General features: G+C 50.5%; 11 protein-coding genes. 7 read left to right on the top strand and 4 right to left on the bottom strand.

Features of this window, described 5'->3' with window-relative positions; genetic code table 11:
- Window positions 1–90 precede the first annotated feature (90 nt).
- On the bottom strand, window positions 91–1,347 hold the full coding sequence (locus BZG77_RS02315) for an inorganic phosphate transporter (protein WP_077646046.1): 1,257 nt from the start codon (window positions 1,345–1,347) through the stop codon (window positions 91–93).
- 28 nt (window positions 1,348–1,375) lie between these two features.
- Complete coding sequence (locus BZG77_RS02320; protein ID WP_021023390.1) at window positions 1,376–2,056, bottom strand: TIGR00153 family protein; 681 nt, start codon at window positions 2,054–2,056, stop codon at window positions 1,376–1,378.
- Window positions 2,057–2,280: 224 nt separating this feature from the next.
- Here BZG77_RS02320 and BZG77_RS02325 point away from each other — a divergent pair, with 224 nt between their 5' ends.
- The 3 genes from BZG77_RS02325 (at window position 2,281) to glnE (ending at window position 8,734) form a co-directional block, all read left to right on the top strand.
- The gene (locus BZG77_RS02325; RefSeq protein WP_077646047.1) at window positions 2,281–3,804 is read left to right on the top strand and encodes a CYTH and CHAD domain-containing protein; all 1,524 of its coding nucleotides are present in this window, start codon (window positions 2,281–2,283) and stop codon (window positions 3,802–3,804) included.
- 372 nt (window positions 3,805–4,176) lie between these two features.
- Window positions 4,177–5,778, top strand: a complete 1,602-nt coding sequence (locus BZG77_RS02330) for a methyl-accepting chemotaxis protein (protein ID WP_077646048.1) — start codon at window positions 4,177–4,179, stop codon at window positions 5,776–5,778.
- Between the two features lie 97 nt (window positions 5,779–5,875).
- On the top strand, window positions 5,876–8,734 hold the full coding sequence (gene glnE / locus BZG77_RS02335; protein ID WP_077646049.1) for a bifunctional [glutamate--ammonia ligase]-adenylyl-L-tyrosine phosphorylase/[glutamate--ammonia-ligase] adenylyltransferase: 2,859 nt from the start codon (window positions 5,876–5,878) through the stop codon (window positions 8,732–8,734).
- Window positions 8,735–8,756: 22 nt separating this feature from the next.
- Here the strand turns inward: glnE and lpxL are convergent, their stop codons facing one another.
- Window positions 8,757–9,677, bottom strand: coding sequence for an LpxL/LpxP family Kdo(2)-lipid IV(A) lauroyl/palmitoleoyl acyltransferase (gene lpxL / locus BZG77_RS02340; protein WP_077646050.1), 921 nt, complete (start codon window positions 9,675–9,677; stop codon window positions 8,757–8,759).
- 197 nt (window positions 9,678–9,874) lie between these two features.
- On the opposite strand from lpxL, the gene hldE reads away from it, so the two are divergent.
- Window positions 9,875–11,302 (top strand): bifunctional D-glycero-beta-D-manno-heptose-7-phosphate kinase/D-glycero-beta-D-manno-heptose 1-phosphate adenylyltransferase HldE, encoded by a 1,428-nt coding sequence (hldE, locus tag BZG77_RS02345; RefSeq protein WP_077646051.1) that lies wholly within the window; start codon window positions 9,875–9,877, stop codon window positions 11,300–11,302.
- Window positions 11,303–11,448: 146 nt separating this feature from the next.
- Here the strand turns inward: hldE and tolC are convergent, their stop codons facing one another.
- Window positions 11,449–12,762 (bottom strand): outer membrane channel protein TolC, encoded by a 1,314-nt coding sequence (gene tolC / locus BZG77_RS02350; protein ID WP_077646052.1) that lies wholly within the window; start codon window positions 12,760–12,762, stop codon window positions 11,449–11,451.
- 231 nt (window positions 12,763–12,993) lie between these two features.
- Between tolC and nudF the strand changes: the two genes are divergently transcribed.
- Genes nudF through cpdA form a run of 3 tightly spaced genes read left to right on the top strand, consistent with a single transcriptional unit; the run spans window position 12,994 to window position 14,969 of the window.
- Window positions 12,994–13,620: an ADP-ribose diphosphatase gene (nudF, locus tag BZG77_RS02355; RefSeq protein WP_077646053.1), complete on the top strand. Its 627-nt coding sequence runs from the start codon at window positions 12,994–12,996 to the stop codon at window positions 13,618–13,620.
- A gap of 55 nt (window positions 13,621–13,675) precedes the next feature.
- The gene (locus BZG77_RS02360) at window positions 13,676–14,122 is read left to right on the top strand and encodes a DUF1249 family protein (protein WP_108743928.1); all 447 of its coding nucleotides are present in this window, start codon (window positions 13,676–13,678) and stop codon (window positions 14,120–14,122) included.
- 22 nt (window positions 14,123–14,144) lie between these two features.
- A complete protein-coding gene (gene cpdA / locus BZG77_RS02365) occupies window positions 14,145–14,969 on the top strand; it encodes a 3',5'-cyclic-AMP phosphodiesterase (protein WP_077646054.1) in 825 nt (274 codons plus the stop codon).

Below are 14,969 nucleotides of genomic sequence, written 5' to 3' on the forward strand. Positions count from 1 at the left end.
CGGCTTTGCTAGGCATAGTGSCATAGGCTAAAAAGAAAGGGGAGCCATGCCCCCCTTTTTTTAACCGTGATTTGACATCGCTGCCGACTGTTAGGCAAAGAAGGTGATCATTATTTGGTAAAAGATCACAGCTAATAAAGCGCCTGCTGGAAGAGTGATGAGCCACGAGGCAACAATATTGCGCACCACGCCGAGGTTGAGTGCGGCAATGCCTCTGGCAAATCCAACGCCGAGAACGCCACCGACTAATGTCTGCGTGGTCGAAATCGGTAAGCCTGTCCCCGAGGCTAAAACGACTGTGCTCGCGGTGGCTAATTGCGCGGCAAATCCGCGGCTTGGTGTGAGTTCTGTTATTCCTGAGCCAACGGTCGCCATGACACGATGCCCCAAGGTCGCAAGGCCGATGACAATGCCGGCACCGCCCATCGGAAGAATCCACCAAGCAATGTGTGTTTTTTCTGCCACAGTACCGAGGTTTTGCACGGTCGCGACAATCGCTGAAAGGGGACCAATGGCATTGGCAACGTCGTTTGAGCCATGCGCGAAAGCCATGGCACACGCTGTGACGACCATGAGTAAGCTAAATATCCGCTCAACGCCTTGAAAACCTTGGCTCTCATCGCCGCGATATTGTCTAGAGATGTAATACACGCCAAAAAACATCACCAGTGCAGACAAGACAATTGACGCACTAACTGACTCTAACGTGGTCAAATGTAAGCCAACATGCTTGAGCCCTTTTTTAATGGTCACCATCGCAATAATAAACGCGGTAAGGAACATATAAATGGGGACAAAACGTTTTGCATTGAGTACGGGGCGGTCAGTGTCAAAAATGAGGCGCTGGGCGCTACGAAAAATAAAGTAGGCAAAAAGACCGGAGATGAAGGGGGTGATCACCCAACTGCCAACGATACCTTGGACGGTATGCCAATCGACGGCCTCAGAGCCAACCGATAGGCAAGCAAAGCCAATGATCGCGCCAATTATAGAATGGGTAGTGGAGACTGGCCAGCCCATATAGGAGGCAAGGAGCAGCCAAGTACCCGCTGCGAGCAGAGCGGACATCATGCCAAAGACCAATTCTAACGGTTGATCGGCATAGAGACTGGTATCGATAACACCTTTTCTAATGGTATCTGTGACTTCACCGCCAGCTAAATAAGCGCCGGCAAATTCAAAAATCATGGCAACAATAATGGCTTGCTTGATGGTTAGCGCTTTAGAGCCCACAGACGTGCCCATTGCGTTGGCGACATCATTGGCACCAATACCAATTGCCATTAAAAAACCAAAAGCCGCGGCGACCATAATAAGAATGGTCCCGTGATTCATCAGGATTTCCATTGTAATACCTTGTTGTTACATCACTCGGTTAGGAACGGGAAAGCATGACCTCTAAGCGCGCACCGACACGTTGCGCTTGATCAGCAATTTCGCCGACCCACTCGAGGATTTTGTACAAGAACATGACGTCGACAGGATTGTATTCCTGTTCCACCGCCATCAATGCCTGGCGAAGCTGGATTTGCATTGAGTCAGTATCATCTTCAATCACATCCAACTGATGAATCATTTCGGCCACTAAGGTGACTTCGCGTCCTTTAAATCCAGTCTCAAGCAGTTCTTCGAGCTCATTAATCACCCGACGTGCTTGAGCGGCTGCATCTAGGCACCGTTGTACATAAGCAATGAAAGCGGTATTCATTGCTGGGGGCATACGAAGCTGGCGGCCGATCACTCGGCCGGCAATATCTTTGGACAAGTTTGCCAATTTGTCTTGCTGAGTCAGTAACTCGAGCATGTCCGTCCGATCAACGGGCATAAACAAACCGCGGGGCAACTTGAGTCGGATATTGCGCTTCAGGGTGTCAGCATCTTTCTCTATCTCAGAGATTTGGTGACGGAGTTGATTCGCCTTTTCCCAATCTTGCTGTTCGCAAGCATGGAAAAACGGGATCAGTAGCTCACAGCAATCATTGACACGATTGACGTGGCGTTGCAGAGGTTTTATGGGGCTTTTTGCGAATAGCCCAACAATTGTATTGACTGGCATAGCCGTAATCTACCTGGTTGCCTCACGCCCAAAGGGCAAAGAGTGGAGGCTAAACGTTCAACGATGGTATATCGGAGCGGCGAATGGTAGCGCAGAACATTGGCTAAAGAAACAGCTTTTGTGATCTATGCCGCAGTGCGTTTGATCAAGACTGGTGGTTATAGTCCTTGCCGACAAGATCAATTGTTCATATCCTTGTCAGGCAATTGGCTATAGGTACCCGTATGGACACTGAGATAGAGCTCAAATTTTTTGTCTCTTCTGACTTCCCTCACCGCATCCGCGATAAGATTGTCAGTGTAAAGCAGCTACAGCAAAGCCAGCGTGAGCTGGGCAACATCTACTTCGATACGCCAGATTTTACCCTACGCGAACACGATATCGGTTTGCGTGTGCGTTGTTTTGATGGTGTTTATATTCAAACGCTCAAAACCGCTGGCCGGGTGGTAGCTGGGCTGCATCAGCGCCCAGAATACAACGCTGAGCTTAATGGACCTGAGCCCGACCTTTCTTTGATCCCGATCGATGCATGGCCTGATAGTGTCAATATTGATGCACTGAGTCAGTCGATTCAGCCGCTCTTTTCCACCGACTTTGTCCGCCAACAGTGGCTCTTAGCCACTGACGACGGGAGTCAAATAGAGTTAGCCAGCGATCAGGGTGAAGTCTCAACCGAAGCCGGTGATAAAGATGTGATTTCTGAGGTCGAGCTAGAGCTTATTTCGGGGCAAACCGATGCCTTATTTTCATTGGCGCGCAACCTTGCCGATGAGGGAGGACTGCGACTGGGAAATTTGAGTAAAGCCGCGCGAGGCTACCGCTTAGCCACTGGCTATCAAGGCGATCCGGTCAAAGCGCTGTCTATCGTCAAACTGAGCGCCGACGATACGCAAGAGAAAGCGCTCATTCGAATTCTTGAGCACGCGCTCAGCCACTGGCATTACCACGAACAAATCTACATAGAGCGAGAGTCGCTTGATGCGCTGCAGGAAATTCGCTACGCGGTATTACTGATCCGCCAAGCCTTCGTTCTATTCGGCAGCGTGTTGCCGAGACGAGCGAGCACATTATTGCGTCAAGAGTTGCAATGGTTTGATGGCGAACTCGCTTGGCTGGATGATGCGTGGGCGAATGCACGCTTGTGTGAAGATAAAGGCCAATACCTGCGCAAACTTCATGCCCGAAAAATGATGGTCAAAACGCTGAAAGCTGAGCAAACTCAGTTGCCGGAGCGCGAGGATATCGTGGCGTTACTTCATACCTCTCGCTACTGCAATCTGTTGCTTGATTTAAGTCGTTGGATTCTCTCTAAAGGTTGGCAGCCGTTTTTAGATGAAAAAGCAGCGGATAAATTAGCGCAACCGATTCAAACCCTGGCCGATAAGGCATTACCTGAATCTTGGCATGAGCTCCTTGATGCCTTTGACGAGAGTAAGACACTGACAAGGCATGAGTATTTTGATCAGTATCCACGTCTGCAACGCAACTTGGTGTTAGGGACCTGCTTGGCGTCACTCTTTGATAAAAGTCGCCGTAAAGCGTTTCGACTGCCTTGGCTAGATTTACTGCAAGGTATAGAGGAACTTCGGCTACTTGAGCCAGTACGCGATTTAGTTGCAGCGATTGACGATAACGACGATAAGCAACAAGCGGAAAAGTGGTTAGCGAGAAAAGAAGAATCACTTTTTCATGCGATGACGCAAAGCCGCCAAACAGGCTTACGTCTCACGCCTTATTGGCAAGAATAAGCGACGCTAAAAAGTGTAAGAGAATAAGTAGAAGCAGCCAGATGGCTGCTTTTTTTAGCCAAATCGGTTATGCAAATAAGATGTGTCTGTATGCATCGCCATGGCGCCTTTGGTCTCGACGTTGACTCAGTAAAAAGCCAGTCAAGATCAATCTATGTTGATGGTTTTTGCGTTATAAACGGCTTACACGTCACATGGTAATTTGATTAAGTGATCATTGTGGGCAGTGTTTGTGGTTAAATTTCACAAATACGGTAAACAAGGATTCAGCCAACGTGGTGTTTGTCGATATAACATCACCTAGTATCAATAATCGTCCGTTTGTTTAGGTCACTCAGTTGGCTTGATAGCGGTCATGGAGCTTTCAGGATTATGGCTAAACATACCTTCTATGCGTGGGAAAAACCCGTTACCAATCTGCGCTTGGTTCCAAAACTCGTGATTCTTATGGTCTTTAGCACCATTATTTTGGTCGGCAAGCAGATGTGGGACGCCAATACATTTCGCCAATCCGTCATTGATTTCACCTTAAGCCAGACCCAAGAACTTGCCCGTTCCAGTGCCGCGATGACTGGCACATTGATCGAGCAACCGGACGGAGAGCGTCTGATGCGAGAGACGGTCGACACCATGAACAATGCGTTCAGTGAAGGCGCGTATTTATTTTTAGTCAATGACGAGACGCGTCAGATTTGGGCGCACCCCTCCATGCGACAATTTGAGCAATTGCGTGTGCCGGATGACACCTCTGATGCTGATATTACTGAGCTTTTTATCAATCAGTCACAGCCGTTCAGTTACACCGTCTATGATGGCGGGCAACATGGGTATGCCGTGCCTGTAGGCAACAGCGATTGGTGGTTAGTCGCCTCGCAACCCACATCTCAAGCGCAAGCGTATTACCAAGATTATATCATCAAAGTAGCGTGGCAGACTGCGGTAATGATTGTGTCTTTTATGGTGATCTTGCTGGGTGGATCTAACATCATGCTGCGCCAAATCAACTACCTGACCGATAGGATTCGTGCGTTGGCGAAGCGCGATTTGAGTGAGCCGATTGAAATGAATAGCCAAGACGAGTTTGGCGATCTTGCGCGCGAGCTGGAAACGTCTCGTCGGCAATTGGTCGACGTGATTCAAGCGCAGCGACAAGCGTCAGACGATCTGTCGTCTCTGGCCGAGATCATGACCATTAGCATGTCGGAAACCAAAGAATCGTCGAAAGAGCAGTTCGATGAAATGGATCAACTGGCGTCAGCCATGAGTGAAATGAGCGCCACCGTGCAAACGGTCGCAGAGCATACCCGAGAAGCAGCTAAAGCGACCGAAAGCTCCAGTCAGCAAGCCAGCAGTGGCCAAGTGCATGTTAGCACCACCATTAATACCATCAATGCGCTATCAAATGACATTAGTGAGTCATCACAAGTCGTCGGTCAGGTCGACGCGCAAGTGGAGAAAATTGGTACTGTGGTGGTGACCATTCAAGGCATCTCAGAGCAAACCAATCTATTGGCGCTTAACGCCGCGATTGAAGCTGCCCGGGCGGGGGATACAGGACGCGGCTTTGCGGTTGTGGCGGATGAAGTGCGTAAGCTGGCACAACATACCCAAGAAGCGACGGTTGAAATTCAAGATATGATCACCCAACTGCAGCAAAGTGCACGAAAAGCGGTGGGACTGATGGATCGCAGTGTGACGGAGGCGAGTGCCGGGGTAGACTCGGTGAGTCAGGCAGGTGGCGAGTTAGAGCAAATTGTTACTCAAATCCAATCACTGAATGATATGAACTTCCAAATTGCCTCGTCGGCAGAGCAACAAGCCTCGGTGGCCGGTGAAATGAATCAAAACCTCACCAATGTTAAAGACTTGGTTCAGGCGTCAGTGACGGTGGCGAGCGAGCTGCATGAAACGGCTGAAATGGTCGAGCAAAGCGCTCAGTCACTGAAAGACAAGATCGATGCCTTTAAAGTGTAATCGTTGTCCCTTCACGTCCCGATAAAGATAACGGCTCACTGCATGAGTGAGCCGTTTTTGTTAGTGTCAAATGAAGGAATTATCAAAAGGAATGCCCATGGTGCTGTCTGACTCCCTTTCCGCCAACCTGAATCAACATTGGACACAATTGGCTGAATTCGCCCCCCAAGCACTTGACCAATGGCAAGGACCCGCCCGCGACCAGCTGGAAAAGGCATTGGTATGCAGCGATTTTATTGCCTCTGCGCTCACGCACACTGACGGATTGTTGCAATGGCTTTATCAACATCACCGCGATGTATCACGCGAGGCTTGCTATCAACCAGAACTGACGGCAGCGCTTGAGACGGTGAATGATGAGCATGAATTCCATCGTCAACTACGTTTGTGTCGGCAACGTGAACTTGTGTGGATTGCTTGGCGCGATATTCATCAGCAGTGGCCAGTAGAGGCGAGTTTACAGCATTTATCGGCTTTGGCTGAGGCGCAGATCCTCAGTGCTTATCACTGGTTATATCAGCGTTGTTGCTATGATTGGGGCACGCCAATGAGCCCAGATGGCGACCCTCAGCCTATGTTGATCCTCGGGATGGGGAAATTGGGAGGCGGTGAGCTCAATTTTTCTTCCGATATCGATTTGATTTTTACTTATCCCGAAAATGGAGATACTCAGGGAGCAAGGCGCAGTATCGCCAATGCCCAATTCTTTACGCGACTGGGTCAAAAGCTGATAAAAGCGCTCGATCAGCCTACCGTCGATGGTTTTTGCTATCGCGTTGATATGCGATTGCGCCCATTTGGCGACAGTGGGCCTTTGGTGATGAGCTTTTCTGCCTTGGAAGATTACTACCAAGAACAAGGGCGTGATTGGGAGCGTTACGCCATGGTTAAAGCACGGGTGATGGGCAAAGAGCAATACGACTGTTATCAAACGCTTAGACAAATGCTGCGTCCTTTTGTCTTTCGACGCTATATCGATTTTAGCGCGATACAAGCTTTAAGGCGGATGAAGCAGTTAATTCAACGAGAAGTACGTCGGCGTGGACTGACGGATAATATTAAACTGGGTGCGGGTGGCATTCGAGAAATTGAATTTATTGCACAATCTTTCCAATTAATTCGTGGGGGGCGAGAGCCCAGCTTACGTCAGCGTGGCTTACTGGAAACCTTGGATGCGATAGAAGAACTGGCGTTACTGCCAGCCGCTGAAGTCAGTCAGTTAAAAGCAGCCTACTGCTATTTGCGTCGGGTCGAGAACTTATTGCAGGCCATTGATGACAAACAAACGCAGACCTTGCCCGATAACGCGCTTGATCGGGATCGTCTCTCCTTCGCCATGGGGAGCAAAGATTGGGCGAGTTTACATGCGGAGATCGCGCGGCACATGCAGGCGGTCAATCAGGTTTTCTCTGGCTTAATTGGCGAAGATGAACAAGATAACGACATGGATGTTGATAGTGAGTATCACGATCTATGGGCGATGGCGCGCGATGTCGACAACGCTAAATTGATCCTCACAGGGTTGGATGTGCCGGAGACCAATATTGCTGAGCAATTATTAACGTTTAAGCAAGAGCTTGCGAAACGGACCGTTGGCCCACGTGGCCGTGAGGTGGTCAATCGTCTGATGCCGGTGTTGTTAAGTAAATTATTAACCTTGCCTGAGCCTCAACAGGTTCTGCCGCACATTACCCATTTAGTATTAAATATTGCCACTCGGACAACGTATTTAGAGTTATTAGATGAACATCCGGGGGCGATTGATCAAGTCCTTCGGCTTTGTACCGCCAGCCCCATGGTGGCGGAAAAGCTGGCACGTTATCCCTTGTTGCTCGACGAGCTGCTGGATCTGACCCACTTGTATCAACCTCTTGCGCCCGATGCGTATCGCAGCGAATTACGCGATTACCTGGCACGGATCCCGGTTGAGGACATGGAGCAGCAGATGGAGGCCGTACGTCAGTTCAAGCAAGTGCAACTATTAAAAATTGCCGCCGCTGATATTGCCGGTGTCTTACCGGTGATGCGGGTCAGTGATCATTTGACTTACTTGGCCGAGGCGATTGTTGAGGCGGTGGTCAATCAGGCCTGGCACCAGATGGTGGAAAAATATGGCCAACCGACACACTTAGGCGAGCGAGAGGGACGTGGCTTTGCGGTGATTGGTTACGGCAAGTTAGGGGGCTGGGAGCTGGGTTACAATTCCGATCTCGACGTGGTTTTTCTCCATGACTGCCCGGCGGATGTTGAGACTGATGGGCGAAAAGTGATTGATGGCCGGCAATTTTATCTGCGTTTGGCGCAGCGCATTGTGCATCTTTTCTCCACCCGCACTCCGTCTGGGATTTTGTATGAAATCGACACGCGCCTTCGCCCATCAGGTACCTCAGGGATGCTGGTGAGCACGCTAGAGGCCTTCGCGGATTATCAACAAAACGAAGCCTGGACGTGGGAGCACCAAGCGTTAGTTCGCGCGCGGATGATCGACGGCGATCCCGACCTTGGGTCTGGCTTTGCACAGGTGCGGCATCGCATTTTATCGGCCTCGCGCGATCAGAACACACTGCGCGAGCAAGTCAGTGGTATGCGTGAAAAAATGCGTCAGCATAAAGCGACAGGGCAAAACGATACCTTCTCTATCAAACAAGACGCTGGTGGGATCACGGATATTGAGTTCTTAGCGCAATACCTGGTGCTCGGCAACAGTGCCACACAACCTGCGTTAACCCGTTACAGCGATAACGCACGCATTTTTGAGCAAGCAGGCGAGCTTGGCGTGATGACGATGGCACAAGCAGAGCGCCTGAAATCGGCGTATACCCGCATGCGCAATGCATTGCATCGTAGCCACTTGGCGGGAGAGAGTGGCAAGGTCGAAGCCAGTGCATTCCTCGACGAACGCGATGCCGTGATGCAAGCTTGGCAACAATGGTTAGCGACAGAAAAGGCGTCGTAAATCAGCGATCCGCGTGCGATGCTCAATAAAGCGATGGCTCGCCCTCAGGGCGTGTTTTAAAGCGTCGGTGTAACCACATATATTGCTCCGGCGCTTGTAGGATTAACTGCTCAACCGCGCGATTGGTGACAACGGCAGCCGCATCGGCGTCCTTGGGAAAGTCCTGCAGCGGAGAATGGATGGTTATCCGGTACTGACCACCGCGTCGATCTCTCACAATCGAAAACGGTACCACAGCAGCGTGACCTGCGTGTGCGAATAAGCTCGTCCCTGTGGTCGTACACGCTTTCTCAACGGCGAATAATGGCGCAAAGGTTGAACGGCGTCGCCCATAGTCATGATCCGGTGCATACCACATCCTATCGCCTTGTTTGAGATGATGAATCATGGTTTTAACGTCTTTCCTGTCGATGACGCCATTGTGTCGCGTCCGGCCACGGTGCTGGAACCAATCATAAACAGGATTATTGTTAGGGCGGTACACACCCACGCCAGGAGTGACCTCACCTAAGGCACGTGCCCCCAGTTCTAAGTTCATCGAGTGTACAGCGATTAAGAGCACACCTTGCGCCTGACTTTCTAGGTGTTTAAGTTGGTCTAGGCCCTCATAGACCACATGTTTTTTGATGCGCCAAGAAGGCCAAAACCATGCCATACAGGTTTCAAAAAGGGCCAAGCCAGAGTTGGCAAAGTTCTCTTTCACCATCGCCTGACGCGAGGCAGGACTCATTTCAGGGAAACACAACGCCAGATTACGATCGGCGATCTTCACACGCCTTTTCATCAGCGTATGCATCAGCCGACCAAGCCCGCGCCCCGCGTAAAACTGAACGCGGTAGGGAAGCCAGCTGGCTAGGTACATGAGTCCCACCCCGAGCCAAGTGTGAAGATATCGAGGGTGAAGAAATCCAATGTGAAATTTTGGCGGTGAAAAATCGCTCATAGCGTCAATGACTCGTAAAAACAAAAATGAAACCGGCCGTCAGGCACGCGCCACATTGTAGAGTAAATTACAGGAGCTGTCCTGTGCTTGTCTGCCCGATGGATGTTGAGATTGTGCGCAGCGCACGCCTGTACGCGCCCCATTTGGTTTTTGGCTATGCTACTATCGCTCAGTAACGACAGTATTCGGAGATCCAGATGAAACTCAGCCTGCCTGATTATAACCAAGCCAATGTTCTGGTTGTCGGTGATGTGATGCTTGACCGCTATTGGTATGGTCCCACCGGACGTATATCACCAGAGGCGCCCGTGCCTGTGGTCAAAATCAATCAAACGGAAGAGCGCCCTGGTGGGGCTGCCAACGTGGCGATGAACATCGCTGCTTTAGGGGGACATACCCAGTTAATTGGTTTGACAGGCAAGGACGAACAAGCGGATGCGTTAACCCAAACCCTGGATTCTTTAAACGTCAATTGTGACTTTGTGGCGCTGGACTCGCATCCAACCATCACCAAGTTACGGGTGATGAGCCGTAATCAGCAGTTGATCCGGCTCGATTTCGAGGAGGGATTTGCGGGCGTGGATCTCACCCCAATGCTGACAAAAGTGACAGCCGCCTTACCCAAGGCGCAGGCGATGATCTTATCGGATTATGCCAAAGGTGCATTGGCGCAGGTGCAATTATTGATCCAAGCGGCGAATCAAGCCGGCGTGACCACCTTGGTGGATCCCAAAGGGACGGATTTTGAACGCTATCGTGGCGCCAGCCTGCTGACGCCAAACCTGAGCGAATTTGAAGCCGTGGCTGGCACGGTGACAGACGATCAAAGTTTGGAAGAAAAAGGCTTAGCGCTGATTAAACACTACGAATTGGGCGCGTTGTTGGTCACCCGTAGTGAGCATGGTATGACCCTGCTTCGTCCTGATGCTGCCCCACTTAACTTGCCGACGCTGGCCAAAGAGGTCTATGACGTCACCGGCGCTGGCGATACCGTCATTTCGGTTCTAGGGGCCTCGTTAGCTGCCGGCAAACCGATCGAAGACGCATGTGCACTGGCCAATGCCGCTGCCGGTGTGGTGGTCGGCAAGCTCGGCACCTCAACGCTATCAACCATTGAGTTAACCGAAGCCATACATGGCTCGCACGAGTCCGGCTTTGGGGTCACCACAGAATCGCAACTGATCGACGCGGTTAAGGTGGCGCAAGGACGGGGTGAGAAAGTGGTGATGACCAATGGCTGCTTTGATATTTTGCACGCCGGTCATGTTGCCTATTTAAACGAAGCCGCTAAATTGGGCGATCGCCTGATTGTCGCGGTTAATACTGATGCGTCGGTACAAGGTTTAAAAGGACCAGGCCGCCCGGTTAATCCCACCGATCGACGCATGGCAGTCTTGGCGGGGCTTGGCGCTGTGGATTGGGTGGTACCCTTTGGCGAAGAAACGCCTGCGCGCCTGATTAGTGCGGTGTTACCGGATTTATTGGTGAAAGGCGGCGACTATCAGGTCAGTGAAATAGCCGGAGCTGAAGCGGTGCTTGCCAATGGCGGTGAGGTCAAGGTGCTTAACTTCGAAGAAGGATGCTCAACGACTGAGATCATTGAATCGATTCGTCGCGGGCAATAACCTTGTCCCCGTTTTGAATAAGGTCAGCGACCAGCGCAACGGCCAGACGAGCCAGCTGGGATAATGCGATAAAAAGTAGTGCGATAAAAAGATCATGCGATCAAAAAAAGGTGCCGATGTGGCACCTTTTTTATTCAACGCATGGACTAGTCTTGTTTCACCAGCCCTTGGTTAATATCAAGTAAGTCTTGCTCGGTCAAGGTGCCGACCGCTTGGTGTAAACGCAAATGACTTAAAATGTAATCGTAACGTGCGTTTGATAGATTACGGTTGGCGTCATACAAACGGCGTGTTGCGTCTAACACATCGACAATGGTACGGGTGCCCACTTCAAAGCCGGCTTCTGTCGCTTCTAATGCAGAGCGAGCTGAAATCACCGTTTGTTCATAAGCACGCAGCGCGCCAATCGAAGCATTAATGTCGTTATAGAACGCACGCACATCTTTCACTGTGCTCCGGTAAGTGGACTCTAAACCCTGCGAGGCGGCCACATATTCATGTTGTGCTTTTTCAACATTGGCAGAGGTGCTGCCACCGGTGAAGAGCGGTAAGCTAAAATCAAGGCTGGCAGAGCCTTGATTGTAATCAGAGGAATAAAAATCATCGTGCTGATTATCCCTATCCGTCATCCCGTATTTGGCGTTAAACGTCAACGTAGGCAGATGACCGGTTTTGGCGAGCTTAATCTGCTCTTTGGCGGTGTCACGCGCAATGCGGTTGGCTAGCAATTGCAGATTTTTCTCTTCTGCGGTTTTCACCAAAGCAGCGGGTTGCTGTTGCGGGTTGCTGGCACTAAAACGCGCTTTATCGAGCACGCGTAAGTCTCTCGGCGCTTGGCCGGTGATCTCACGTAAGCCTTCATAGCTGTTGGTGAGGGCGTTTTCTGCCAAGATCTCATCGGCGAGCACAGCGTCATACTGCGCTTGAGCGTCGTGCACATCGGTAATCGCCGACAAGCCAACTTCAAAACGTTGCTTGGTTTGCTCAAGCTGACGACCCACCGCCGCTTTTTCTGCTTGAATAAACTCAAGCTTGTCCATCGCACGTAGGACATCAAAATACGCTTGCGCCACGCGCAGCATTAACCCTTGTTGCTGGGCAGCATAGGCGGCATCCAGTTGACGCGCTTGCATTTCGCTAATATCCAGATTCACCCAGCTATCACGCTTAAATACTTGTTGGCTTAGGCTGATATCGGCGGAAGTGACATCGTTATCACTGTTATCGTCGCTGTCATTGCGTTGCATCGCGTAACTGGCGTTAAGTGCAATTTGAGGCAGCAAGGTGCCGCGGGTAGCATCCACGGCGGAAAACGCCGCGTCACGTTCAGCGGCCGCTTGATTAAGAGTGGGATCGCTTTGCTTCGCTTGTTGGTAAATTTGGGCGAGATCATCGGCAAAGGCTGCATTGCTTACGCTGCCGAGTGCCAAACCTAACGCCAGAGGGAGCAATTTTTTCATAGATAGAATCCCTGAATCTGTGCTATTTGATAAATATACAGTTACTAGCTTAACGCAATTATGCTTGCGTGAAACTGACAATTTCTGAGGACATTGAGTGTAAACTATCCAATTTGTAAATGGGACTTAAAAATAGTTGTAACTTTTATCAAAAAAGTTAAGTTTAAAGTTTGCAGTGAATCAGGGCCAGTGATAAGACTGCGCCGCGACAGCCTATCATAAGGAGCTAGCATGTCAGACCATCCGCCCGGACAATTTGGTCGCGACGATATCGTGATTGAAGATATTTCACCACTTTATCAAGGCTTCTTTTCTATTCAACGCTATCAGTTTCGTCATCGTCTATTTGAGGGCGGCTGGAGCGGTGCGGTGGTACGAGAGCTGTTTGAGCGTGGTCACGCCGTCGCGGTATTGCCGTATGATCCAGGGCGAGATGAGGTGGTCATGCTTGAGCAAATCCGCGTCGGGGCGATGGCGGCGGGTGCGACGCCGTGGCAGTTAGAAATTGTCGCGGGCATGATCGATAGCGATGAATCACCAGAGCAAGTGGCACACCGTGAAGCGCGAGAAGAAGCTGGATTGTTGTTGCAGCAAATGGAACATGTCACCCGTTATTTATCCAGCTCCGGTGGGTGCTCTGAGCAACTCGATGTATTTGTTGCCATTGTGGATGCGAGTGATGCCGAGGGGATTCATGGTCTAGACACTGAGAATGAAGACATTCTTGTTCATCGTTTTTCTCGTGAGCAGGCGTATCAAAAAGTGGTCGATGGTGAAATTGAGAATGCAGCCTCGATCATTGCTTTACAATGGTTGGAACTCAATACGGCGAGATTGCGTCAGAGTTATAATCGTTAAAACCGATAACCGATCGTGTACGCATTGCGCAGGCTCGAATAACAAGTAGGTACCCGTGAAAACTAATTATCGCGTCGACTTATCGGCGATGATGCGCCTTTATGAAACCAATTACGCTAAGCTTGTTCGTCTGATGCCACAGCCGGATGACGTAGGTCGCGTCTGCCGATACGATATTCATGGTCAGGAATATGCGCTGGTGGTCCGCGAGTCGACGCGTTATACCACCTTGCTTGATATCGCACAGCTTAGTCCAGGAGACGCACCTTCGTATTTACATGCTAACCTGACTGTACGCTTGTATCATGATGCACGCGTGGCGGAAGTGTGTACCACGCAGCAGATTTCGCGCTTGAAACCACGTTATGATTACCCAAATCCGCGCATGCATCAGCGTGATGAAAAGCATCAAGTGAATGCATTTTTATCGGATTGGCTCGGCCATTGTTTGCGTCGTGGCATTAGCGCGTCTAATCCTATGTATAAATCATCGTTAAACTAAACCAGCAAAGGTACTTTCAACGTTGCAGCCTTGTCAGATAGATAACGCCCACGGCGATTGCATTCGTCTCTTGCAAATTACCGACACGCACCTGTTCGCCGATGAGCAGGGCAGTTTGCTGGGTATCAACACACTTCAAAGCTATCACGCCGTGTTAGAGGCAATCAGTGCGACATCTAAGCCTTTTGATGCCATTATTGCCACGGGCGATTTATCGCAAGATCACTCTGCATTGTCATATCGCCGTTTTGTCGACGGGATTCAACGTTGGAATCAGCCTTGCTTTTGGCTGCCAGGCAACCATGACTTTCAGCCTGAAATGCGCGCGGTGCTGCACTCGAACACCTTGATGGCCCGTTCGCAGGTCTTATTAGGGGAGCACTGGCAAATGATCTTGCTTGACAGCCAGGTCGCGGGTGTGCCGCACGGTGAATTATCTCACGATCAACTCAAACGCTTAGATGCGGACTTAAGTGCTTATCCAGAGCGACACGCACTCGTGCTATTGCATCATCACCCTTTGGAGGCAGGAAGCACTTGGCTTGATCAGCATAAACTGGCCAATCGAGAGGCGTTTTGGCAGATTATGGCTCGCCACCCTCAAGCGAAAGTGGTGGTGTGTGGTCATATTCATCAGGCGTTAGATATTCGTCATCAAGGCGCGCGTGTGATGGCAGCGCCTTCAACCTGTATCCAGTTTATGCCCGATTCGCATGATTTTGCCCTCGATAACCAAAACCCGGGTTGGCGCTGGCTGACGCTTTATCCTGACGGACACATTGACACGCAAGTTGAACGTGTCACTGGTCGTTACTTCCGTCCTGACTTTGACTTGAGCGGGTATTAA

Source organism: Salinivibrio sp. IB643 (assembly GCF_001996105.1).
Taxonomy (GTDB): Bacteria; Pseudomonadota; Gammaproteobacteria; order Enterobacterales; family Vibrionaceae; genus Salinivibrio; species Salinivibrio costicola.